At 56.6% G+C, this 22,166-nt stretch carries 21 protein-coding genes; 17 read left to right on the top strand and 4 right to left on the bottom strand.

The annotated features are described in order from the left end of the window. The first annotated feature begins 98 nt into the window (after positions 1 to 98). The 13 genes from CFE35_RS05430 to CFE35_RS05490 all read left to right on the top strand — a co-directional run bounded on the left by CFE35_RS05430 (position 99) and on the right by CFE35_RS05490 (position 12,802). Positions 99 to 368, top strand: a complete 270-nt coding sequence (locus tag CFE35_RS05430; protein WP_292928705.1) for a DUF3572 family protein — start codon at positions 99 to 101, stop codon at positions 366 to 368. Next, positions 365 to 1,012, top strand: a complete 648-nt coding sequence (locus tag CFE35_RS05435; RefSeq protein ID WP_292928706.1) for an HAD family hydrolase — start codon at positions 365 to 367, stop codon at positions 1,010 to 1,012. Before CFE35_RS05430 ends, CFE35_RS05435 begins: the two co-directional genes overlap by 4 nt. Further along, complete coding sequence (locus tag CFE35_RS05440; RefSeq protein ID WP_292928889.1) at positions 1,006 to 1,470, top strand: RidA family protein; 465 nt, start codon at positions 1,006 to 1,008, stop codon at positions 1,468 to 1,470. The genes CFE35_RS05435 and CFE35_RS05440 overlap by 7 nt, the downstream gene beginning before the upstream one ends. Then, positions 1,470 to 2,603 (top strand): GNAT family N-acetyltransferase, encoded by a 1,134-nt coding sequence (locus tag CFE35_RS05445; protein ID WP_292928708.1) that lies wholly within the window; start codon positions 1,470 to 1,472, stop codon positions 2,601 to 2,603. The genes CFE35_RS05440 and CFE35_RS05445 overlap by 1 nt, the downstream gene beginning before the upstream one ends. Positions 2,604 to 2,684: 81 nt before the next feature. Then, a complete protein-coding gene (locus CFE35_RS05450; protein WP_292928710.1) occupies positions 2,685 to 3,896 on the top strand; it encodes an acyl-CoA dehydrogenase family protein in 1,212 nt (403 codons plus the stop codon). 82 nt (positions 3,897 to 3,978) lie between these two features. Continuing rightward, positions 3,979 to 4,737 (top strand): crotonase/enoyl-CoA hydratase family protein, encoded by a 759-nt coding sequence (locus CFE35_RS05455; protein WP_292928712.1) that lies wholly within the window; start codon positions 3,979 to 3,981, stop codon positions 4,735 to 4,737. A 1-nt stretch (position 4,738) separates the two neighbouring features. Then, positions 4,739 to 6,265 carry an acyl-CoA synthetase gene (locus CFE35_RS05460; protein WP_292928714.1) on the top strand — a complete coding sequence of 509 codons (1,527 nt, stop codon included), beginning with the start codon at positions 4,739 to 4,741 and terminating at the stop codon, positions 6,263 to 6,265. Continuing rightward, positions 6,262 to 7,548, top strand: coding sequence for a cytochrome P450 (locus CFE35_RS05465; RefSeq protein WP_292928716.1), 1,287 nt, complete (start codon positions 6,262 to 6,264; stop codon positions 7,546 to 7,548). Before CFE35_RS05460 ends, CFE35_RS05465 begins: the two co-directional genes overlap by 4 nt. An 18-nt stretch (positions 7,549 to 7,566) precedes the next feature. After that, complete coding sequence (locus tag CFE35_RS05470) at positions 7,567 to 8,988, top strand: aldehyde dehydrogenase family protein (protein WP_292928718.1); 1,422 nt, start codon at positions 7,567 to 7,569, stop codon at positions 8,986 to 8,988. Between the two features lie 180 nt (positions 8,989 to 9,168). Continuing rightward, positions 9,169 to 10,338 carry an acetyl-CoA C-acetyltransferase gene (locus CFE35_RS05475; RefSeq protein ID WP_292928720.1) on the top strand — a complete coding sequence of 390 codons (1,170 nt, stop codon included), beginning with the start codon at positions 9,169 to 9,171 and terminating at the stop codon, positions 10,336 to 10,338. Positions 10,339 to 10,474: 136 nt separating this feature from the next. Next, on the top strand, positions 10,475 to 11,257 hold the full coding sequence (locus CFE35_RS05480) for an SDR family NAD(P)-dependent oxidoreductase (RefSeq protein WP_292928722.1): 783 nt from the start codon (positions 10,475 to 10,477) through the stop codon (positions 11,255 to 11,257). Between the two features lie 4 nt (positions 11,258 to 11,261). After that, entirely contained in the window at positions 11,262 to 12,134 is an 873-nt protein-coding gene (locus CFE35_RS05485) for a crotonase/enoyl-CoA hydratase family protein (protein WP_292928724.1), read from the top strand. 53 nt (positions 12,135 to 12,187) lie between these two features. Next, a complete protein-coding gene (locus CFE35_RS05490; protein WP_292928726.1) occupies positions 12,188 to 12,802 on the top strand; it encodes a TetR family transcriptional regulator in 615 nt (204 codons plus the stop codon). Positions 12,803 to 12,935: 133 nt separating this feature from the next. Here CFE35_RS05490 and CFE35_RS05495 read toward each other — a convergent pair whose 3' ends face one another. Then, on the bottom strand, positions 12,936 to 14,129 hold the full coding sequence (locus tag CFE35_RS05495) for a CoA transferase (RefSeq protein ID WP_292928728.1): 1,194 nt from the start codon (positions 14,127 to 14,129) through the stop codon (positions 12,936 to 12,938). 75 nt (positions 14,130 to 14,204) lie between these two features. Between CFE35_RS05495 and CFE35_RS05500 the strand changes: the two genes are divergently transcribed. After that, positions 14,205 to 15,695: a hypothetical protein gene (locus tag CFE35_RS05500; protein ID WP_292928730.1), complete on the top strand. Its 1,491-nt coding sequence runs from the start codon at positions 14,205 to 14,207 to the stop codon at positions 15,693 to 15,695. 61 nt (positions 15,696 to 15,756) lie between these two features. After that, entirely contained in the window at positions 15,757 to 16,182 is a 426-nt protein-coding gene (locus tag CFE35_RS05505) for a hypothetical protein (RefSeq protein WP_292928732.1), read from the top strand. Here CFE35_RS05505 and CFE35_RS05510 read toward each other — a convergent pair. After that, positions 16,179 to 16,370: a helix-turn-helix transcriptional regulator gene (locus CFE35_RS05510; RefSeq protein ID WP_292928734.1), complete on the bottom strand. Its 192-nt coding sequence runs from the start codon at positions 16,368 to 16,370 to the stop codon at positions 16,179 to 16,181. The two genes, CFE35_RS05505 and CFE35_RS05510, sit on opposite strands and share 4 nt — an antisense overlap. Then, positions 16,367 to 16,741 carry a hypothetical protein gene (locus CFE35_RS05515; RefSeq protein WP_292928736.1) on the bottom strand — a complete coding sequence of 125 codons (375 nt, stop codon included), beginning with the start codon at positions 16,739 to 16,741 and terminating at the stop codon, positions 16,367 to 16,369. The genes CFE35_RS05510 and CFE35_RS05515 overlap by 4 nt, the downstream gene beginning before the upstream one ends. 219 nt (positions 16,742 to 16,960) lie before the next feature. On the opposite strand from CFE35_RS05515, the gene thrS reads away from it, so the two are divergent. Both thrS and CFE35_RS05525 read left to right on the top strand, forming a co-directional pair. Next, positions 16,961 to 18,958, top strand: coding sequence for a threonine--tRNA ligase (gene thrS / locus CFE35_RS05520; protein ID WP_292928738.1), 1,998 nt, complete (start codon positions 16,961 to 16,963; stop codon positions 18,956 to 18,958). A 172-nt stretch (positions 18,959 to 19,130) separates the two neighbouring features. Next, entirely contained in the window at positions 19,131 to 19,829 is a 699-nt protein-coding gene (locus CFE35_RS05525; protein WP_292928891.1) for a sulfite exporter TauE/SafE family protein, read from the top strand. Positions 19,830 to 19,871: 42 nt separating this feature from the next. Here CFE35_RS05525 and uvrB read toward each other — a convergent pair whose 3' ends face one another. Beyond that, entirely contained in the window at positions 19,872 to 22,058 is a 2,187-nt protein-coding gene (gene uvrB, locus CFE35_RS05530) for an excinuclease ABC subunit UvrB (protein WP_292928740.1), read from the bottom strand. Positions 22,059 to 22,166 lie beyond the last annotated feature (108 nt).

A 22,166-nucleotide genomic window follows, 5' to 3' on the forward strand; every position in this document is an offset into this window, starting at 1 on the left:
CCTCTTCCCCACCCGACCACCCATAACGTAAAATCGTTGGGCGGTCGGGTGGGGGAGAGGGCTGGTGCGGCGACTGCAAACATGCTTAAGCGAAAGCCATGCATGAAACAAACGGCAAGTTAGACGCATCGGGTATGGCGTTTCAGGCTTTGGCTTGGGCGTTGATGGAAGAATCAAGGGCGGAGCGGCTTTTGTCGCTGACCGGCCTGACACCCGAAGGGTTGCGCAGTTCCATCACCGAACGCGGCACGCAAGCCGCGATATTATCCTTTCTTGAGGCTTATGAGCCTGACCTCATCGCTTGTGCTGCGGTCATCGGGGTTTCACCGGCATTACTTGTACAGGCACGGCAGGAGTTAGAAGCATGAGTAGGCCATTGCTAATTTCCGATTGCGACGAGGTGCTGTTGCACATGATCGTGCCCTTCCGCGATTGGCTGGACGACGCGCATCATATTCATTTTGACCTCGTCCACGGCGATTGGGGCGAGGCATTGCGCCACAAGCATGATGGCACGGTGGTTGAGCGCGGTCAGGTGTGGGAATTGCTCAACGGGTTTTTCGATACCGAAATGCACCGCCAGCAAGCGATTGATGGTGCGGTTGAGAGCCTCAACCGGCTGCGCGAACATGCCGATGTTGTTATCCTCACCAATTTGCTCGACCACCGCGCAGTGCCAAGGACCGAGCAGTTGAAGGCCGTTGGCATCGACGCGCCAGTCTATTGCAACCAAGGCGGCAAGGGCGAGGCACTTGGCCGGATTTTGGACGAATATAAACCCAGCGTTGCCGTATTCGTCGACGATCTTGGGCACCAGCATGACTCCGTTGGTGAGCAGTATCCCGATGTCTGGCGGCTGCATTTTGTCGGTGAGCCGTTGTTGTGGGACCGCGTGAAGCCTTCGAAATCAGCGCATGCGCGGTTGGATCGTTGGGCCGACGCGGAAGTTTGGATTAGGGAACGGCTGGTTGCGAATGCGTCAGCGCCCACATTGGAAAAGGTAGCATCATGATAGAAGCAAAATTGGCCGAACTCGGCATTACCCTCCCTGCACCCGCCGCGCCGGTCGCATCTTATGTGCCCGCAGTCGAAGCAAACGGAATGCTGTTCATTTCGGGTCAGTTGCCCTTTGTCGATGGCAAGGTTGTCACCGGCAAAGTCGGCGATACGCGCAGTCTTGAAGATGGTAAGGCCGCCGCCAAGCAGTGCGGAATCATGCTGATTGCGCAGATGAAGGCAGCGCTCGGCGGCGACCTCGACCGCGTTGAGCGAATCGTCAAACTTGGCGTATTTGTCGCGTCGACCCCTGACTTTACCGAACAACCCGAAGCCGCCAATGGCGCATCGGACCTGATGGAAGCGGTGTTCGGCGACGCAGGCAAGCACGCACGTGCGGCCGTCTCGGTTCCTGTATTGCCACGCGATGCAACGGTCGAAATCGACTGTGTGGTAAAGGTTCGCGCGGCTTAATGACCGACGGCGTCACCGCCGAACTCTTAAGCAAGGTCAGCGAGATTCCTGCCGACCAGTGGGATGCGCTGAACCCGCGCGGCAATCCGTTTGTTGCCCACGCGTTTTTGGCAGCGTTGGAGGAATCGGGCAGTGTGGCCTCCGGCACGGGCTGGTCGCCTGCGCCGATCATGATCCGCGACGCGGACGGCATTCCCGCCGCTGCGCTTCCCGCGTACCTCAAGAGCCACAGCCAGGGCGAATATGTGTTCGACCATCATTGGGCGGATGCGTTTGAACGGGCAGGCGGGCAATATTATCCCAAGTTGCAGATTGCGGCGCCGTTCTCGCCAGTGCCCGGGCCGCGATTGTTGTTGCGCGATCCAGCGCTTGCGCCAGCGATATTGGCCGCCGCCGAAGCGGTCGTGGACCAGAATGGCCTGTCGTCTGCGCACGCAACTTTTGTCGAAGAGGGCGAGTTGGATGCGTTTCGTGCGGCGGGGTGGCTGACACGCATGGGCACGCAATTTCATTGGCAAAACCGCGATTATGCAGACTTTGACGATTTCCTTTCCGCATTGTCGTCACGCAAGCGCAAGGCCATTCGCAAGGAACGTGCGGCTGCGCAATCCGCCGTGCGCATTGCGCAAATCCGCGGCGCGGACATCACGCCTGATCACTGGGATGCCTTTTGGGTATTTTACCAAGACACCGGTGCGCGCAAATGGGGGCAGCCTTATCTGACGCGCGCGTTTTTCGACCTTATCGGCGAAAGCATGCAGGACAGCATTGTCCTTTTCCTCGCTTATGATGGCGACCGGCCGATTGCCGGCGCACTAAACCTTGTCAGCCCGGATTGCCTCTATGGTCGTTATTGGGGCTGCACCCGCGAGGTGCCGTTTCTGCATTTTGAATTATGTTATTATCAGGCCATCGATTATGCGATCGCGCACGGCTTGCCCCGCGTTGAAGCGGGCGCGCAGGGTGAGCATAAGCTCGCACGCGGATATGAGGCTGTCCCGACATATTCGGCACATTATATCGCCAATGCAGGCTTTCGTTCCGCCGTTGCCGATTTCCTTGCCCGCGAAAGCCAGGCGATGGAGCGCCAGATAGAGTTTCTGGGCGAAATGGCCCCGTTCAAGAAGGGCTAAGTCGTCCGCGAACAGGCAGGATTTCGGTGTTGCAATCACCTCTTTAATCGCGCAATTAAATAGGCGAGAGAGGAATCAGCCATGAGCAACCCAAGTCCCCAAGAATTAGCGGATTTCGAAAAGCAGTGCGATGCGTGGTTCGCCGAAAACACGGTCCGCGATCCGGGCTTTATGTTGCCGCTGACCTTCATGGAAGTTTCCACCGATCAGCAGTTTGATTTCCTGCGCGACTGGCAGCGCAAGGTTTATGAGGCGGGCTATTTCGGCATGTCCTGGCCCACCGAATATGGCGGCTATGGCGTGCACCCCGAATATCAACGGATCGCCACACGCGTCATGAAAAGCCATGACGCGCCGATCATGCTGAACGCGATTGCGAACGGTTGGACGGGTCCATTGCTGCTCGACATTGGCCGGGAAGAGGACAAGCGCCGCTTCATTAAGCCGATGCTCTCGGCGGAAGAAATCTGGTGTCAGGGCTTTTCGGAACCAGAGCATGGTTCCGACCTTGGCAGTGCGCAGACCAAGGCTGTGCGCGATGGTGATGAATATGTCATCAACGGTTCGAAGATCTGGACATCATTGGGCGACCGCGCCGATTATATGATCCTGCTCGCGCGGACATCGAATGACGGGCCAAGCAAATATGCAGGGCTTTCGTTCTTCCTCGCGCCGATGAAGATTCCCGGCGTTGAAACGCGGCGCCTGAAGAAATTGACGGGCGAATATGGCTTTACCCAATGCTTCTTCACCGATGCCCGCATTCCAGCGTCAGGCCTCGTCGGCGAAGAAGGGCAGGGCTGGATGGTCGCGATGAAAACGCTTGAGTATGAGCGCGGCGCGAAGGTCAACCCGGTCGGCGGTTATTTCGTCAAGGAAATGGACGTTATGGGCGTCGTCGATATGGCGCGTTCGGCCAAGCGCGGCGGCAAGCCCGTGCTCGACGATCCCGTTATGCGCGACAGGCTGGTCGATTATATGATCGAAATTCAGGCGCTGAACCTCAACAACCAACGCCGCCGTATGGCGCCGCTGACCAGTGACCGTCCCATGGGCCTTGCGCTCATGAACAAGCTGGCGCGTACCGAACTGGTCCGCGAGCTCACCGAATTCTCGCTCCAGTTTCAGGGAACGCGGGCGGGCTATTATGTGGGTGACGAAAATGCGGTCGATGACGGCTATTGGCACCGGTCTTACCTGAACAGTTTTTCCGCCACCATCGGCGGGGGCACCAGCCAGATCCAAAAGAATATCATCGGCGAACATGTGCTTGGTTTGCCCAAGGGGCGGTGAGCGATATTGAATACCGTAGCCCTGAGCTGCGGCTGTTACACCGCTGCTGCTCAGGGTTAAGGTTTTTGTTTAGGAGAGTGCAATGTCTGAAGTCCTAACCCAAGCGCAGGACGGCGTTCTGATCATCACCATCAACCGGCCTGAGGCCAAGAACGCCGTCAACCAAGCGGTCGCGCAAGGCATCGCTGCGGCCATGGAGCAGCTTGACGGCGACAAGAACCTGAACGCGGGTATCATCACGGGCGCTGGCGGCACATTCTGCTCTGGCATGGACCTGAAGGCCTTTCTGCGTGGCGAGTTGCCAAGTGTTAAGGGCAAGGGTTTTGCGGGGTTCATCGAATCCCCCCCTGCAAAGCCATTGATTGGCGCGGTTGAGGGCTATGCACTGGCGGGTGGTATGGAAATCGCCATTGCGTGCGATTTGTTGGTGGCGAATGACAAGGCGCAGTTCGGCATACCTGAGGTCAAGCGCAGCCTTGTTGCGGCGGCTGGCGGCTTGCTCACCTTGCCGTCGATTATCGGCAAGCGCATGGCGATGGAACTCGCGCTGACGGGTGACTTTATCTCGGCACAGCGGGCCTATGAGATGGGCTTTGTCAATCGCATCACCGATGGCGCTGCCATTGATGCCGCGCTTGAGCTTGCGGCTAAGGTCGCAGCGAACGGCCCGCTCGCGCTGATTGCGACCAAGCGTGTGATCAATGAGCGGCCGGATTGGAAGTCTTCGGAAATGTGGAAGAAGCAGAGTGAAATCGCCGGCCCCGTTCTAATGTCGAAAGATGCACGAGAGGGCGCAACGGCATTTGCCGAAAAACGCAAACCTAACTGGCAAGGCGAATAATATGGGCCACCCCGCCGTTCACGCACAGGCTTTTCCCGATAAACCTGCTGTCATCATGGCGGGATCGGGCGAGACGATAACGTACAAGCAGCTTGATGAACGTTCCAACCAGTGCGCGCATCTGTTCCGCAGCCTGGGGCTTCAACATGGCGACACGGTCGCGTTCTGTTTGGAAAACCGCGCCGAGTTTTTCGACCTTGTCTGGGGTGCGCAACGCGCGGGGCTGATTTATGTCGCGATCAGTTGCCGTCTGACGGCATCGGAAGTCGACTATATCTTGAACGATAGCGGGTCAAAGGCGCTGTTTGCTTCCCCCTATTTGGGTGCGACGCTTGATCAACTTCAAAGTCCTGTAAAGCGGTTCATTCTCGGCGGGGAACATGCCGGCTGGGAAAATTATGCAGCCGCAGTTGCGGGCATGCCGACTTCGCCCATCGCAGACGAACGTGCTGGCACCGACATGTTGTACAGTTCAGGGACGACTGGTCAGCCCAAGGGCGTGCGTTTCCCCTTGCCCGATGATCCGGACATTGCGGGACCAAATGCATTGTCAGGCCTTGCCGCGATGGCGTTTAAATTTTCGGGCGACAGCATCTATTTGTCGCCAGCGCCGCTGTACCATGCGGCACCGCTGCGTTGGTGTACGGCGGTCCATCGGCTGGGTGGCACCGTGGTTGTCATGGAGAAGTTCGACCCCGAAGCGGCGCTCGCGGCCATTCAAAAGTATAAGATCAGCGCCAGCCAATGGGTGCCAACGCATTTTGCGCGCATGTTGAAGCTGCCCGAAGAGGTCCGCAACGCATATGATGTGTCGAACCTTGATACCGCGGTTCACGCTGCCGCGCCGTGCCCTGTTCCCATAAAGGAAGCGATGATAAATTGGTGGGGCCCGGTCATCCGCGAATATTATGCCGGGACTGAAGGTCAGGGGATAACGTTTATCTCCAGCGAAGAATGGCTGACGCACAGGGGCTCGGTTGGACGGCCATTGAACGCCATCATGCATATATGCGACGAAGACGGGGATGATGTTCCCGTGGGCGAGGAAGGCACCGTGTTCTTCGAAAGCTCTGCGTCTTTCAGCTATCACAATGATCCGGAAAAAACCAAAGGCGCGACCAACAAGCATGGTTGGACAACGCTTGGCGACGTCGGCCGGTTAGATGAAGAGGGCTATCTCTACCTGACAGACCGCAAAAGCTTCATGATCATTTCGGGCGGGGTGAATATCTATCCGCAGGAGATTGAAAACCATCTGGTGACCCACCCGCGCGTCCGTGATGTTGCGGTTATCGGTGGCCCACATTACGAAATGGGCGAAGAGGTTATCGCCGTGGTCCAGCCGCTCGATATGGCAGACGTCGGCGATGACTTGCGTGACGAACTTACCGCTTATGCGCGCGAAAAGCTGTCCGGTGTTAAAATTCCGCGCCGCATCGATTTTCGCGAGGAGCTTCCCCGCCACGATACCGGCAAATTATACAAGCGCCTGCTGCGCGATGAATATTGGGCAAAGCAAAAAGCATGACCGCCATTCCCAAGATTGCACCGGAGCTTGCGGCGCATATCGTCGACCCGGTTGTATACGGGAACTGGCGTGCGTTGCTGGATACGTTCGCCACACTTCGTCGGGATTCCCCCGTCGCAGTTGCTGAGATACCGGGCTATCGACCGTTTTGGGTCATCACCCGGCATGCGGACTTATTGAAGATCAGCAAGGACAATGCGACCTTTTTGAATAACCCCGCGACGGTCGTCGTTGCGCCTTTAATGGCCGAAATGTTTGTGGCGCATTTGATGAAGGGCAGCCCGCATCTGGTGAAGTCGTTGGTACAAATGGATGCGCCTGAGCATCCCAAATACCGGCGGCTGACGCAGGATTGGTTCATGCCGGCAAACCTCAAGACGATAGAAAGCAATATTCGGGCGATCGCGAAATCGGCCATCGACAAGATGTTGTCTATGGACGGAACATGTGATTTTGCGCGCGACGTGGCGGCGATGTATCCCTTGCATGTCGTGATGGAATTGCTTGGCGTTCCAGAGAGCGACGAGCTGTTGATGCTGAAGCTGACGCAGGAATTGTTCGGCGGGCAGGATCCGGATTTGAACCGGATGCGCGCGGCCAATATCTCGCCGCAAGAAGCGACCGAGCTTATGGCGCAGACGGTCGCTGATTTTAACGCCTATTTTGAAGCGTTGGCAAAAGACCGCCGCGATAATCCGCGCAACGATCTGGCAACGATTATCGCCACCGGAACCATCGATGGCATGCCTATCCCTGACTATGAAAGCGCGGGCTATTACACGATCGTTGCGACCGCAGGGCATGACACGACCTCGGCGTCGACGGCTGGCGCGATGTGGGCCTTGGCGCAGGACCCGGCGCAGTTTGCGAAAGTGAAGGCAGATCGTTCCTTACTTCCAGGTCTGATTGAAGAAGCAATACGCTGGACCACACCGGTTCAGCACTTCATGCGTACGGTCGGCGCTGACACAGAAGTAGGCGGCGTACCGATGAAAGCGGGCGATTGGTTGATGCTGTGCTATGTCTCGGGCAATTATGACGAGTCCGTGTTCCCTGACCCGGAACGGTTTGATGCGGGACGCAGTCCCAACCGGCATATTTCCTTTGGATCCGGCGCGCATCAATGTCTGGGCTTGCATCTGGCGCGGCTAGAGATGAAGATATTATTCGAGGAACTGCTTGACCGTGTAGATTCGGTTGAACTGGCTGGCGAACCAAAACGATCGCAATCGACGTTTGTGGGCGGCCCCAAAACTTTACCGCTGCGATTTGTGGCAGCTTGAACGAAAGAGGATACTCTAATGACCACGCAGTATAAAAATCTGATCAACGGCGAACTGGTTGATAACGGCAAATGGATTGATGTCGTAAACCCCGCGACCGAGCAGGTCATTGGCCAAGTGCCCGATTGCGGTCAGGCAGATTTGGACAAGGCCGTTGCCGCCGCACGCGCCGCGTTCCAGACTTGGAAGAAAACGAGCGTTGAAGAACGCCGCGCTTTGTTCGCCAAAATGGCCGATGTCATCAAAGCGAACAGCGACGAGCTGATGCGTTTGCTGACGTCTGAGCAAGGGAAGCCACATATGCAGGCTGGCAGCGAGATTGCAGGCTGCGTTGGCATGACGCGCGCGTTGCCGATGTTGAACCTTGAAGAGAAAATTACGGAAGACAGCGACAAGCGCCTTAGCCGCACGCGCCGCGTTCCCGTTGGCGTAGTTGGTGGCATCGTGCCATGGAATTTCCCGGTGTTGATGGCGATCCAGAAAATTGTTCCAGCGCTATTGTCGGGCTGCACGATGGTGCTGAAGCCTTCGCCATTCACGCCGCTGGCGACCTTGCGCCTTGCTGAACTGGTGGCGGGCGTATTCCCACCCGGCGTTTTGAACATCATCACCGGTGGCGACGCGTTGGGCCCATTGCTGACCTCGCACCCTGATATCGACAAGATTACCTTCACAGGTTCGACCGCCACGGGCAAGCGCGTGATGGAATCGGCGTCGAAGGACCTTAAGCGCATTACGCTTGAACTGGGCGGCAATGACGCTGCGATTGTTTTGCCGGATGCCGACGTTGGCAAGGTGGCTGAAAAGCTGTTTTGGGCAAGCTTCTACAATGCAGGCCAAGTCTGCATCGCGGCCAAGCGTATCTACATTCACGAAGATATTTACGACGAATTGTCGAGCGCGATTGCGGCTTATGCCAAAGCGGTCAAGGTTGGCGACGGCGCCGAACAAGGCACGGCAATTGGCCCCATTCAGAACAAGCCGCAGTATAAGCGCGTGCTTGAACTGATTCAGGACGCCAAGGACAAGGGCTATAAGTTCCTTGCAGGTGGCGATCATGACCCATCAATCCCCGGCTATTTTGTGCCCGTAACCGTTCTGGACAACCCGCCCGAAGATGCGCGGATTGTTGCCGAAGAACAGTTCGGTCCCGTGATGCCATTGATGAAGTTTTCGACCATCAACGAAGTCATCAGCCGCGCCAATGCGTCGGATTACGGTCTTGCCGGTTCGATCTGGACCAGCAATCCAGAGGCGGCGGTCGAAGTGGCCGAGCAATTGGAAACCGGAACAGTGTGGATCAACGAATCCATGCACCTTGCCTCCAATGCACCATTTGCTGGACATAAGCAGTCCGGTTTTGGCGCTGAATTGGGTGAAGAAGGTTTGCTTGAGTTCACCTATCCGCAAGTGATCACGATCGCCCGCGAAGCGTCTTAAAGTCTATATTCCACGCGTCGTCATGCTGAACTTGTTTCAGCATCTTACTTTGGAACGCACGAAGTAAGACCCTGAAACAAGTTCAGGGTGACGATTGATTGAGCCACAGCCAATCGTACTTGACTCTCCCCTTCCAAAGTTTAGTCGTCTGATTAAATTCGGAACAACAGGAGATAGAATATGGCAGACGCGTATATTGTGGATGTGGTCCGTACCGCTGGTGGCCGCCGCGGTGGTAATCTTGCGGGCGTTCATCCCGTCGATTTGGGCGCTGCCGTGCTCGATTCCATTGCCGACCGTAACGATTTCGATCCAGCGGCGATCGAAGACGTCATCATGGGCTGCGTCATGCAAGGTGGCGAACAAGCCGGCGATGTCGGTCGCAATATCGTTCTGGCTTCACGTCTGCCCAATTCCATCCCATCGGTCAGCATTGACCGCCAGTGCGGATCATCGCAGCAATCGATGATGTTCGCGGCGCAAGGCGTGATGTCGGGCACACAGGATATTGTGTTGGCGGCCGGTATTGAAAGCATGACGCGTGTCCCCATGGGTTCAACGTCGATGCTGTTCAAGAAAGAAGGCATGGGCACCTATAAGAGCCCACGGTTGGAAGAAGCCTATCCCGGCATCATGTTCAGCCAGTTCATGGGCGCAGAGATGCTCGTGAAGAAATATGGTTTTTCCCGCGAAGACCTTGACCAGTTCGCACTGGAATCGCACCAAAAAGCTATCGCCGCGACGCAAAATGGTGTCTTTTCCAATGAAATCGTCGGCATCGAAGTTGATACGCCAGAAGGCAAGATCGTCCACAATAGCGACGAAGGCATTCGCTATGACGCGACATTTGAAAGCCTGTCCGGCGTCAAGTTGCTTCAAGAAGGTGGCTCTATCACGGCTGCGAATGCCAGCCAGATCTGTGACGGTGCTTCGGCCGTTCTGATCGTGTCTGAAAAGGCGCTGAAAGAACATGGCCTCACCCCGCGCGCGCGCATTGTCAATTTGACCGTGACCGCTGGCGATCCGGTGATCATGTTGGAAGAGCCCTTGTTCGCAACCGACCGTGCGTTCCAGCGTTCGGGTATGAAAATGTCGGACATTGACCTGTATGAAGTGAACGAAGCGTTCGCTCCTGTGCCACTGGCTTGGTTGAAGCATACCGGCGGTGATCGTTCGAAAATCAACGTTCATGGCGGCGCGATCGCATTGGGCCATCCGCTCGGCGCATCGGGCACGAAGCTGATGGCGACATTGCTGAATGCGCTTGAAGCCCGTGGCGGCAAATATGGTTTGCAGACGATGTGTGAAGGCGGCGGTCAGGCCAACGTCACGATCATCGAGCGGGTATAGTCATTAGCCATTCATTACCGTCACCCTGAACTTGTTTGACCGCTGGTCATTTCATTTCAGGGTCTTAATTTCCACCGTCAAAAAGTAAGATGCTGAAACAAGTTCAGCATGACGGTTAAAACGATCAGGAGTATTTATGAAACTGGATTCAACAGTCGCAGCGGTCGTCACCGGCGGCGCATCTGGCCTTGGTGAGGCAACCGCCCGCGCGCTGGCCGCAAAAGGTGTGAAGGTCGCCATCTTTGATATGCAGGCGGACAAGGGGGAAGCGGTCGCTGCCGAAATCGGCGGTATATTCTGCAACGTGAACGTCACCAGCGATGAAAGCGTCGATGCCGGTTTCGCCAAGGCGCGTGCTGCGCATGGTCAGGAACGCATTTTGGTCAACTGTGCCGGCACGGGTAACGCGGCAAAGACTGCAAGCCGTTCGAAGGAAGACGGATCGATCAAGCATTTCCCGCTCGATGCATTTGACCGTATCATCCAGATCAACTTGGTCGGCACGTTCCGCTGCATCGCCAAGTCGGCGGCTGGCATGTTGACGCTTGAGCCAATGGAAGATGGCGAACGCGGCGCGATGGTGAATACCGCTTCAGTGGCTGCTGAAGACGGCCAGATGGGCCAAGCAGCCTATTCCGCATCAAAGGGCGGCGTCGTCGGCATGACCTTGCCAATCGCACGCGACCTGATGAGCGAAGGCATTCGCATCAACACGATTCTGCCTGGCATCTTTAACACGCCATTGATGAACGGCGCGCCTCAGGCTGTGAAAGATGGGCTTGCTGCGTCGGTTCCATTCCCGAAACGCCTCGGCCATCCACACGAGTTTGCGCAGGTCGCCATGACCATGATCGAATGCGGATATTTCAACGGCGAAGACGTCCGCATCGACGGTGCTATCCGCATGGCACCGCGTTGATCGCATGACTGCGTTCACCCAAATCCTTTATGATGTTGCAGATGGCATTGCGACCATCACGATGCATCGTCCTGAAAAGATGAATGCGTTTACAAATGTGATGATGCGCGAAATGTGTGCGGCGTTTGATTTGGTGGATGCGGATGATGCGGTGCGTGCCGTCATCGTAACGGGTTCGGGTGACCGTGCATTTTGTGCAGGGGCTGATTTGACCCCGGATGGTGGCGGCGACGTGTTCGCGAGCCGGTCCGAAGTCGAAACGCTTTCCGATGAACGCGTACGCGATTCCGGTGGCCGGTTAACGCTGCGGATTTTCCAATGCAAAAAGCCTGTCATCGGCGCCATTAACGGCGCTGCGGTGGGTATTGGCGCGACGATGCAACTGCCTATGGATTTCCGGTTGGCCAGTGACACGGCGCGCTTCGGCTTTGTTTTTGCGCGGCGCGGGATCGTGCCAGAGGCTGCCTCAAGCTGGTTCTTGCCGCGACTGGTGGGCATGCAACAGGCGCTGGAATGGTGCATGACGGGCCGGGTTTTCAACGCGGCGGAGGCACTTCAAGGTGGGCTGGTGCGTTCCATTCATGCGCCGGCAGACTTGATGGACGCCGCGCAGGCATTGGCCCGGGAAATCGCCGACAATACCGCACCCGTGTCGATTGCACTCACGCGGGCCATGTTGTGGCGGTTGTCCGCTGCGGAACATCCCATGGCCGCGCACCAGATTGACAGCCGTGCGATTTACCGCCGTTCACGCTCAGGCGACGCAAAGGAAGGCATATCAAGCTTCCTTGAAAAGCGCGCACCCGTTTATCCGGATAAAGTTTCCACAGATATGCCTGACTTCTTCCCATGGTGGGACGAACCTGCTTATAAGTGACCCTACGTAAACGGGGGAGTAAGGCGCCAATGGCCACAACGGGACCAAGGCTGGTGAGTGAAGCGGGCGATAATGCAAAAGCGCGCGACCAGCTTATTGAAGCGGCGGGCCAGATCATGCGTGAGGGCGATACCATCGACCTTTCGCTATCGGAACTGTCGCTTCGCGCAGGCCTGAACAGTGCATTGGTCAAATATTATTTCGGCAACAAAAACGGATTGATGTTGGCGCTGCTTGATCGCGACATGGGCAATATTGTTTTCAGTCTTGGCGCGTTGCTCGCAAAGGACATACCGCCGGAAGAAAAGTTACGCATCCACATCGGTGCCGTCATCGACACTTATTATGCGTTCCCCTATCTCAATCGCCTGTTGATGCGCATGGTCCGTGACAGCGCGCCGGCTGAAGCGGCCCGTATAGCGGACCTTTATCTGAAGCCTATATCGAAGGTTTATGACGCCCTCATCGACGAAGGCGTAAAGGCTGGGAAGTTCCGCAAGATTGATCCGCAGTTTTTCTACTTCACAGTGACGGGCGCGGCTGACCGATTTTATTCATCGCGCTTGGTGTTGCGTCATTGTTATAATCAGGACGATTTTAACGAAAATATGCGCGATGGCTATCGCGAGCATAGCATCGACCTGATTATGCGCGGGCTGTTAGTTTAGGGCTGGGCAACGGCGGTATAAGGTTAGCTCTCGTCATCCTGAACTCGTTTCAGGATAACGCCCGACCGCCGCTTGTCATCCTGAAACGAGTTCAGGATGACGATTTTTAGAGGCAAACCAACAAGCCAACCGTTCACAACCCCAACGCTGCCCTAATCTCATCACCATCCGCATCCAGCATCGGCGGGTGTGCAAAGTTCGACGCGGGCGTTCCGGCATAATGCACCGGGTGCTTCATCGATCGATATGTGCCGATATCGGGCGACTCCAGCTCTTCGAAAAAGCCGACGTCGGCAAGATGCGGATCGGTGAGGACATCCGCCATGCGGTTATATTTCATCGCCGGGATGTCATGCTCGTCCAACAGATCCAGCCACTCATCAGTAGTGCGCGCGGCGCTTACTTCTTCGATGAGCGCGTATAGCTCGCCCGTGTGTTTTATGCGTTCCTGATAGGTCGAAAAGCGCGGGTCGTCGAACACATTGGGTCGACCTCCCAATTCAAAAAACGTCGCCCATTGCCGGTCATTATAAGGGACGATCGCGATGAAGCTGTCCTTGGTCGGATAAGGTCGCCGACGGGGGTTTAACGAGCGCGTATAGCCCATGCGGCCATTGCCGGGGAGGAAGGTTTCGCCCCATAGATTTTCGACCATGTTGAACCAGGTGAAGCATTCGAACATTGGTACCTGCACAAACTGACCGCCTTGTCCACTTGCACGCGCAAGCAAGGCTGCCATGGTTGCGTTTGCGGCGAACAGACCGCTGACTTTATCCGCGACAAGGCTGGGCGAATAGGTCGGGCGACCACCATCGCGCTGCTCGCTTAGGGCTGCAAAGCCGGACGCAGCCTGAATCAGGTCGTCATAAGCCTGCCGCTCGCCATAAGCGCCACCGGCTCCAAATCCGGCGCAGTGAATATAGATGATGTCGGGGTTGATCGCCTTGACCGCCTCATACCCAAAACCAAGCCGTTCGACGCCGGCCATGCGGACATTATGGATGAAGACATCGGCCTCCTCCAGCAAGGCTTCGAGAACGGCTTTATCTTCCGGCTTTTTGATGTTGAGGTTGACGGCTTTTTTGTTGCGGTTGAGCGCCGTGAAGATGGGCCCATGCTGCTTGCTGGGCGAATCACCGCCATGGCGCATTAGGTCGCACGGTGTGTTGCCCTCGCTATTTTCGATTTTAATGACCTCCGCGCCAAGGTCGGCCAATTGCACGGTGGCATAAGGTCCAAGGACAACCGTGGCCATGTCAACAACCTTAATCCCTTTCAACGGACCGGTTGGTTCTTTGTCCCACGTCAATTTCGGCCATTTCGCCATGTGCGCTCTCCTTATCTCTTGCATCGACTGCTAGCATATTTAAGCGTGCAGTTAAGATATAATCGGGAGTGAATGATGAGCAATTTTGATGCAAGCGCGCCGGTCATTATTGGCGTGGGCGAAGCCAGCCGAAAGACCGTTTCCGGCGAATGGCCAAGCCCGCGCGAATTGGCTGGCGCCGCTATCAAGGTTGCACTGGCCGATACGGGCCAGTCATCATCGGTTGCTGCGGCAGTTGACACCATTGCCGCGATCCGCACATTCGAGGACAGCGGCGTCAGCCTAGGTACAGGGTCGCCCGACAATGCGTCCCAAGCTTTTGGAGCGGCCGGCGGCATCAGCGCGCCGCGGATGATTTACGCCGATGTCGGCGGTCAAAGCCCGCAGGCGATGTTGAACGAACTGGCGGGCGATATCCGCCGCGGGACCTGTGAGCTTGCCGTACTCGTGGCCGCAGAAGCGACGGGGACCGCAAAGCATGCGCGTAAGGCGGGCGTGACTTTGGACTGGAGCTTGCCTTCAGACATAGCGTTCGACAACCGCCTTTCCACCTTCCCGATTTTGAGCCGAACTGAAATCCGACATGGCATTATTTCCATGCCGCTGGCGTACAGTCTGATTGAAAATGCGCGGCGGATGGAGCTGGGATTAAACGCCGACGCTTATGCGCAGGAATTGGCGGCGTTGTGGTCGGCATTTTCAGCAAAAGCGGAAGGGCGGACCCACGCGCAGTTCCCCGGCTATCGTTCACCCGACGCGATACTGAGCGACGATAATGCCAATTACCCGCTGACGGACATTTACCGCCGCTGGCATGTGGCGCAGGATGCGGTCGATCTGGGCGGGGCGGTTATTCTGACCAGCGCAGGTAAGGCACGCGAACTGGGTGTGCCGCAAGACAAATGGGTTTGGCTTGCCGGCGCGGCAGAAGCCGCCGAACCACCATTGGCAGAGCGCGGTGTCATTCACCGGTCGGCGGCGCTTGATTTTGCCATTCCGGCGGCACTTGGGCAGGCCGGAATTCAGGCCAGTGACCTTGGCCCCGTCGACATTTACAGCTGCTTTCCGTGCGCGGTATTTGCGGCCGTTGACACCATGAATGACGCGGCGCGTCCGCTTGGCGATTATACGCTCACCGGCGGCCTCAGCTTTTTCGGTGGGCCCGGCAATGGCTATAGTGTCTATAATATCGCCGCGATGGTCGATGCCCTGCGCCAAGATGGATCAAAGCCCGCTTTGGTCACTGCGAATGGCGGCGTAATGTCAAAACAGGCGGTCGGCATTTACACCGCATCACAGCCCGACATTGCCTGGTCGGGGGAGGCGGCGAAGGGCTATGTACCGAAACAGATCGCGCTGGATGACGCCCCACACGGCAAAGGCCTTATACTCAGCTTTGTGCGGTCCGCGGGTAAGGACGGTTTTGGTCCGGCCACGCTCATCCTTGAAATGGAAAATGGCGCCCGCGCCATGGCGGTGCTGGACAGCACACCCGATGGCGACCTTGGCCATAGGATCGTTAAAGTCACTTCAGGCGAAAAACGCCACATGGCGGCGATTTTATGATAATCTGCCGTTCATCACGCAGCGGCTATTATGTCGCGACGTGAATTCAGGAGATAGACCGATGCATATCCTCAAACTGGCGGGCCTTGTTTTGCCTTTGACGGTTGTTGCGGCATGTGGCCAAGTGGAACGCACGCCCGCGCCACTGACCGAAAAACAATCTGCTGTCTTGATGAAGGAAATCGGCGGCAAGGTTGCGGGGAAGCCGTTAACCTGCATCAGTGATTTCAACACCGCAAATATGATCCGCGTCAGCGACAATATCTTGCTTTACCGCGTGTCAGGCCGCCTTGTGTACAAGAATGTTTTGCGGTCACCTTGTCCGGGTCTTGCCCGCGACAGTGATATCGTCGTGTCCGAACAATTTGGTAGCCAGAAATGTCGCGGTGATATCATTCGCTTGGTTGACCGGACCAGCGGCATGACCGGCGGCATTTGTAGCCTTGGTGAATTCGTGCCCTATCGCGCCCAGAAGACTGCGGGTTAATCGCGCAGGAAAATCGCTTCGATCGGCAGGGCAAACAGGTCAGCGATCCGGAACGCCAATGGCAATGACGGGTCATATTTGCCCGTTTCAATGGCGTTCACAGACTGACGCGAAACGCCAAGAGCATCGGCCAGATCTTGCTGGTTCCAATCGCGCTCGGCGCGCAGGACTTTAAGGCGGTTTCTCATGCTTTCCAGCGCGCAAAAGGACCCGCTACTCCAAGCATGGCAAACCAGATCGCGCCCATCCATTCTGGACCGCTCGCCACAACATCGTAGACGGCAAGAAATTGCCACACGGTCACGGTTACAAGCGTGAATGCCGTTGCCAGCAGCGTCTGCTTGGCAAATAGAAGTCGTTGATACTCATCGTCGATTTCGACCAGCAACCGAAATATTGCCCAGAATACACCGATTATAGGGAGTGCGGAGATGAGCGCCAGCCCAATAAGCGTGGCTTGGGAATGTTCGGTGCCACCGCGTGCGAAGGCGAGGCTGCTGGTCAGGATCAGCATATAAGATGCCATAAACAGCAGCACCCTGATGGTATATCGCTGCATGTAGGGCGCAAGCTTGTTCCAAGAGGTCATGTCAAGTTCCCTTTTTAATAAGACAAGCCAACTTTACTTTTTATGTTATGCCATGTCAAGGACCCTTTCCATTTAATCGCTGTCGCAGCCCAATGGGTGCGCAAAGACTGCCAATTCTGCAGGGTTGCGACTTCGCGTTTGGGCTGGCAAAGGGGCGGTTCCAAACTGAAGCTGAAAGCAAGTAAATCCATGTCCGAGATGATCCGCATTACCCTTCCCGATGGCACTGCCCGTGAAGTCGCGCGCGGCACTACCCCGGCGGATATTGCCGCCGCCATTGGCGCCGGCCTTGCGAAGGCTGCGATCGCCGCGCGGGTGGATGGCGAATTGCGCGATATCACACGCCCGTTGGAAGCCGATGCGCAGCTCGCACTGGTGACCAGCCGTGATGAGGCGGACGCGCTTGAACTTGCCCGCCATGACTTTGCGCATATCCTTGCCGAAGCGGTGCAGGACTTGTTTCCCGGAACGCAAATCACATTTGGCCCGTCGACCGATGACGGATTTTATTATGACGTGATGGCGCCTGCTTCGCGTGGTCCATTTACGATGGACGACCTGCCCGCGATTGAAGAAAAGATGCGCGACATCATCCGCGCCGATAAGCCGCTGCGCCGTGAAGTGATGGCGCGTGATGCGTTGATTGCGACATGGCAAAGTGCGGGCGAAAGCTTCAAGGCGGAATGGGCGGCTGAACTGCCCGAAGGCGAAGAGCTCTCGGTCTATTGGTCGGGCAATGACTGGATGGACATGTGCCGCGGTCCGCATTTGGCGTCGACGGGCAAGCTTGATCCTGCGGCGTTTAAGCTGACGCGCGTTGCCGGTGCCTACTGGCGCGGTGACCAGAGGAACCCGCAGCTGAGCCGCATTTACGGCACTGGCTGGTTGAACAAGAAGCAGCTCGACGCACATCTGCTTCGTCTTGAGGAAGCCGCAAAGCGCGACCATCGCCGTCTGGGTCAGGACATGGACCTGTTCCATTTGCAGCAAGAGGCACATGGTTCAGTCTTCTGGCATCCCAATGGTTATTTGATCTGGCGCGAGCTGGAAGCCTATATGCGCCGCGCCATCGACGGCGCTGGTTACAAGGAAGTGAAAACCCCGCAGGTCATGGACGCGCGGCAATGGGAGCAATCGGGGCATTGGGGCAAATATCGCGCCAATATGTTCGTGATCCCTGACGAAGTGCCGAATGTCGATGATGAGGGTCCCGTGATTTCGGGCGACGCCGACTGGATGGCGTTGAAGCCCATGAACTGCCCTGCGCACGTTCTGATTTTCCGCCAGGGTATCAAATCCTATCGGGACCTGCCGCTGCGCATATATGAAAACGGCTGTTGCCACCGCAACGAACCGCATGGTGCCTTGCATGGCCTGATGCGGGTACGTCAGTTCACGCAGGATGACGCGCACATCTTCTGCCGCGAAGACCAGATTGTGGAAGAAGTGCAGGCATTTTGTGCGCTTGCCGACCGCGTCTACAAAGAATTTGGTTTCACTTATTCGATCAAGCTTGCGCTGCGTCCTGACCAACGGTTCGGATCGGATGCGGATTGGGACAAGGCGGAGAATGAACTGCGCGATGCCGTTGTTCGCGCTGGCCTTGCGACGCCGGAATTTGGTTGGGAAGAATTGCCCGGCGAAGGCGCATTCTACGCGCCAAAGCTTGAGTGGCACCTGACCGACGCAATTGGCCGCACATGGCAGGTGGGCACGATCCAGTCCGACCGCGTCCTGCCCGAACGTCTCGATGCAAGCTATGTCGGTGAAGATGGCGCACGCCACCGTCCCGTCATGCTGCACCGTGCGATCTTCGGTAGCTATGAACGCTTCATTGGCATATTGATTGAGCATTATGCCGGTCGCTTCCCTGTCTGGTTGGCGCCTGTGCAGGCGGTCGTTGCCACCATTACGTCGGAAGCCGACGGCTATACGCATGATGTTACGGCCAAGCTGAAAGCGGCTGGTATTCGGGTTGAGTCCGACACGCGGAACGAGAAAATCAATTACAAGGTGCGCGAACACAGCGTCGCCAAGGTGCCGCATCTCCTCGTCGTTGGTATGCGTGAGGCGGAAGAGGGCAAGGTCGCCATCCGCAGCCTTGGTTCCGACGGCCAGCGCATCATGACGCTTGATGAAGCCATCGCGATACTGTCGCATGAAGCGACTCCGCCCGATATTCGCTAAGGCAAAATGTTTCAGACAAGGAGATTGTGGTGAAGACGTTTCCTCTATCGCTTAGGGCTGATTTTCTGTTGGCGGCATGCCAAATACCTGCCGCTGATCATGTTGCAATGGGGCGCTGAACATTCCCGACCTGACAGGCCTTGCCACCGCGCAATTGCTGCTGTTGTCTGCAATGACTTTTGGCGCTGCGTATATCCGTGGGCTGACCGGTTTTGGCATGGCGATCATTCTGGTGCCGTTGTTCGGGATGATTGTTCCCCCGGGCCAAGCGGTCGTCATTGCCATATTGCTTCAGGTGCTGATTGGACCCGTTGGGCTAAAGGTCATATTTGCCGACGCGCATCGGCAGAGTGCGTTGATGATTGCGGCATTTGCCATGCTTGCAACACCGATTGGCGTTGTACTGTTGAAGGTCACAACGCCTGACGTTGCGCGGTTGATGATCGCAGCAATTGCCATCGGTGCGTTCGCGCTTGTCTTGCTTCCACAACGTGGCGAACTGCGCCCGGGACCGAAGGAGGCCGCTGCGACGGGAATTGCATCAGGTATCCTGACCGGCTTTGCCGCGATGCCCGGCCCGCCTGTTGTTCCCTTTTACCTGCGCCAGCCAATCCCGCCCAAGGAAGCGCGCGCATCGATGATGTTGGTGTTTTTCGCCACGGCCATTGCAGGCACGGTTTCGGCCTTTGCGTTGGGTTTGGCCGACGCGCGTTTATTGTGGCTGTCGCTGTTGTTGTTTCCGTCTGTATTGGCGGGTAACTGGCTTGGCGCAAAATCCTTTGGCAAAGTACCGCCCAGCTTGTGGCGCAGTTTTGTCGCCGGCATTCTTGGCCTTGCCGGAATTTCGGCGCTCATTCGGCTCTTCAACTGAGAACGTAAAAAGCTGACTGCAAAGCTGCCTAAAAGCTAAGGCTTATTTGCCGAATTTCCGTTGCGTCTTTCCGTACCGCATTTTGCGTGTGCCGGGCTGACCTTCCGTCGATCGGCCGCGCGGGGCGGCGACATGTTGCTGGTGCGGCAGGCCAAGTTCGGTTGCTTCCAATGAACGAATTTCATCGCGTAGACGTCCAGCCTCCTCAAACTCAAGGTCCGCAGCGGCGGCGCGCATCTTCTTTTCAAGGTCGTCGATATAGGCCCGAAGATTATGGCCAACGAGGTTATTGGAGCCGTCGGCGTCAATTTCGACCAGCACCGAATCGCGGCTGGCGGTGTCCGCAACAATATCGTGGATGTCGCGCTTGATGGTCGCAGGCGTGATGCCATGTTCGATATTATAGGCATGTTGTTTTTCGCGGCGGCGGTCGGTTTCGCGAATCGCACGTTCCATGCTTCCCGTCATCCGGTCGGCATACAGGATAACGCGGCCTTCAACGTTACGTGCGGCGCGACCAATTGTTTGAATGAGCGACGTTTCGCTGCGCAGGAAACCTTCTTTGTCCGCATCCAAGATCGTGACGAGCCCGCACTCGGGAATATCGAGACCCTCGCGCAGCAAGTTGATGCCGACAAGCACGTCATACACGCCGCGCCGTAAGTCGCGGATGAGCTCGATGCGCTCCAACGTCTCAACATCGCTATGCATATAGCGCACGCGTAAGCCAGCCTCATGCATGAACTCGGTCAGGTCTTCGGCCATGCGCTTGGTCAGCGTGGTAACCAATGTCCTGAAGCCTGCCTCAGCCGTCTTACGGCATTCATTGATGCAATCCTGCACCTGATCTTCAACGGGCTTAATCTCGACTGGCGGGTCGATGAGTCCCGTTGGCCGGATAACCTGTTCGGCAAACACGCCGCCCGATTGTTCCATTTCCCAACCGCCGGGTGTTGCAGAAACGCACACCGTTTGTGGGCGCATAATGTCCCATTCGTTGAAACGCAGCGGCCTGTTGTCGATGCATGAGGGCAGGCGGAAACCATATTCGGCGAGCGTCAGCTTGCGCCTATGGTCACCCTTTGCCATCGCGCCGATTTGCGGCACCGTCTGGTGGCTTTCGTCGACGAACAGCAATGCATTTTCAGGCAGATATTCAAACAGGGTGGGTGGCGGTTCACCCGGCAAGCGGCCAGTCAAAAAGCGTGAGTAATTTTCGATGCCTGCGCAACTGCCGGTCGCCGCAATCATTTCCAGATCGAAGTTCGTCCGCTCCTCAAGCCGCTGCGCTTCCAGCAATTTGCCTTCGGACACCAGCTCCTTCAGCCGCTCTGTAAGTTCAAACCGGATGGCTTCGCTCGCCTGCTTCATCGTTGGGCCGGGCGTGACATAGTGGCTGTTCGCGTACACGCGCACACTGTTCAGTTTCGCGCCTGTCGTCCCCGTAAGCGGGTCAAACTCGGCAATTTCCTCAATCTCGTCGCCAAAGAAACTGACGCGCCATGCCATGTCTTCATAATGCGACGGGAAGATTTCCAGATTGTCGCCCCGCACGCGGAAATTGCCGCGGGCAAAGCCGGTGTCGTTGCGCTTATATTGTAACGCGACGAGCTTGCGGATCAATTCGCGCTGGTCAACGCTCTCGCCCGCTTTCAGGTCGAATATCATCGCCGAATAGGTCTCTACAGAACCGATGCCGTAAATACACGATACAGAGGCAACGATGATAACGTCATCACGCTCAAGCAAGGACCGCGTCGCCGAATGGCGCATACGGTCAATGGCCTCGTTTACGCTCGATTCCTTCTCGATATAGGTGTCGCTGCGCGGGACATACGCTTCGGGCTGGTAATAGTCATAGTAACTGACGAAATATTCGACCGCGTTGTCGGGGAAGAAGCTTTTGAATTCACCATAAAGCTGTGCAGCCAAAATCTTGTTCGGCGCAAGGATAAGCGCTGGCCGTTGCAACGCCTCAATGACTTTAGCGACAGTAAAGGTTTTACCGGAACCGGTGACACCCAAAAGGACCTGATTCTTTTCGCCGGTCAGCGCAGTCGTCACCAATTCTTTGATTGCGGTTGGCTGGTCCCCCGCTGGTTCATAATCAGAAACGATTTTGAAAGGGCGACCCCCTTCAAGCTTCGACGGGCGTTCCGGCCTGTGCGGGGTGAAGCTGCCAACCGTGTCCGGTTCTTCCAGCCCACGGCGGATAATCAATTCAGCCATGTTCGCTATATGTGCTGTAGCTGGTGCAAGGGCAAGAGTGTGCGGCGGCTTTATCTGAAAAACGTCCTCTAAGTTAGCCCGCGCGCCGCGGTCCCATCCAAATCCACA

It is taken from the genome of Novosphingobium sp. PASSN1, assembly GCF_002278815.1.

Bases quoted from the DNA above. Each gene is read 5' to 3' on its own strand.
- CFE35_RS05445 (WP_292928708.1), top strand. From the start codon at position 1,470: ATGACCGACGGCGTCACCGCCGAACTCTTAAGCAAGGTCAGCGAGATT.
- CFE35_RS05430 (WP_292928705.1), top strand. From the start codon at position 99: ATGCATGAAACAAACGGCAAGTTAGACGCATCGGGTATGGCGTTTCAG.
- CFE35_RS05495 (WP_292928728.1), bottom strand. From the start codon at position 14,129: ATGGCGAAATGGCCGAAATTGACGTGGGACAAAGAACCAACCGGTCCG.
- CFE35_RS05500 (WP_292928730.1), top strand. From the start codon at position 14,205: ATGAGCAATTTTGATGCAAGCGCGCCGGTCATTATTGGCGTGGGCGAA.
- CFE35_RS05525 (WP_292928891.1), top strand. From the start codon at position 19,131: ATGACTTTTGGCGCTGCGTATATCCGTGGGCTGACCGGTTTTGGCATG.
- CFE35_RS05435 (WP_292928706.1), top strand. From the start codon at position 365: ATGAGTAGGCCATTGCTAATTTCCGATTGCGACGAGGTGCTGTTGCAC.
- CFE35_RS05465 (WP_292928716.1), top strand. From the start codon at position 6,262: ATGACCGCCATTCCCAAGATTGCACCGGAGCTTGCGGCGCATATCGTC.
- thrS (WP_292928738.1), top strand. From the start codon at position 16,961: ATGTCCGAGATGATCCGCATTACCCTTCCCGATGGCACTGCCCGTGAA.
- CFE35_RS05450 (WP_292928710.1), top strand. From the start codon at position 2,685: ATGAGCAACCCAAGTCCCCAAGAATTAGCGGATTTCGAAAAGCAGTGC.
- CFE35_RS05510 (WP_292928734.1), bottom strand. From the start codon at position 16,370: ATGAGAAACCGCCTTAAAGTCCTGCGCGCCGAGCGCGATTGGAACCAG.
- CFE35_RS05505 (WP_292928732.1), top strand. From the start codon at position 15,757: ATGCATATCCTCAAACTGGCGGGCCTTGTTTTGCCTTTGACGGTTGTT.
- CFE35_RS05485 (WP_292928724.1), top strand. From the start codon at position 11,262: ATGACTGCGTTCACCCAAATCCTTTATGATGTTGCAGATGGCATTGCG.
- CFE35_RS05515 (WP_292928736.1), bottom strand. From the start codon at position 16,741: ATGCAGCGATATACCATCAGGGTGCTGCTGTTTATGGCATCTTATATG.
- CFE35_RS05480 (WP_292928722.1), top strand. From the start codon at position 10,475: ATGAAACTGGATTCAACAGTCGCAGCGGTCGTCACCGGCGGCGCATCT.
- CFE35_RS05460 (WP_292928714.1), top strand. From the start codon at position 4,739: ATGGGCCACCCCGCCGTTCACGCACAGGCTTTTCCCGATAAACCTGCT.
- CFE35_RS05470 (WP_292928718.1), top strand. From the start codon at position 7,567: ATGACCACGCAGTATAAAAATCTGATCAACGGCGAACTGGTTGATAAC.
- CFE35_RS05475 (WP_292928720.1), top strand. From the start codon at position 9,169: ATGGCAGACGCGTATATTGTGGATGTGGTCCGTACCGCTGGTGGCCGC.
- CFE35_RS05455 (WP_292928712.1), top strand. From the start codon at position 3,979: ATGTCTGAAGTCCTAACCCAAGCGCAGGACGGCGTTCTGATCATCACC.
- uvrB (WP_292928740.1), bottom strand. From the start codon at position 22,058: ATGGCTGAATTGATTATCCGCCGTGGGCTGGAAGAACCGGACACGGTT.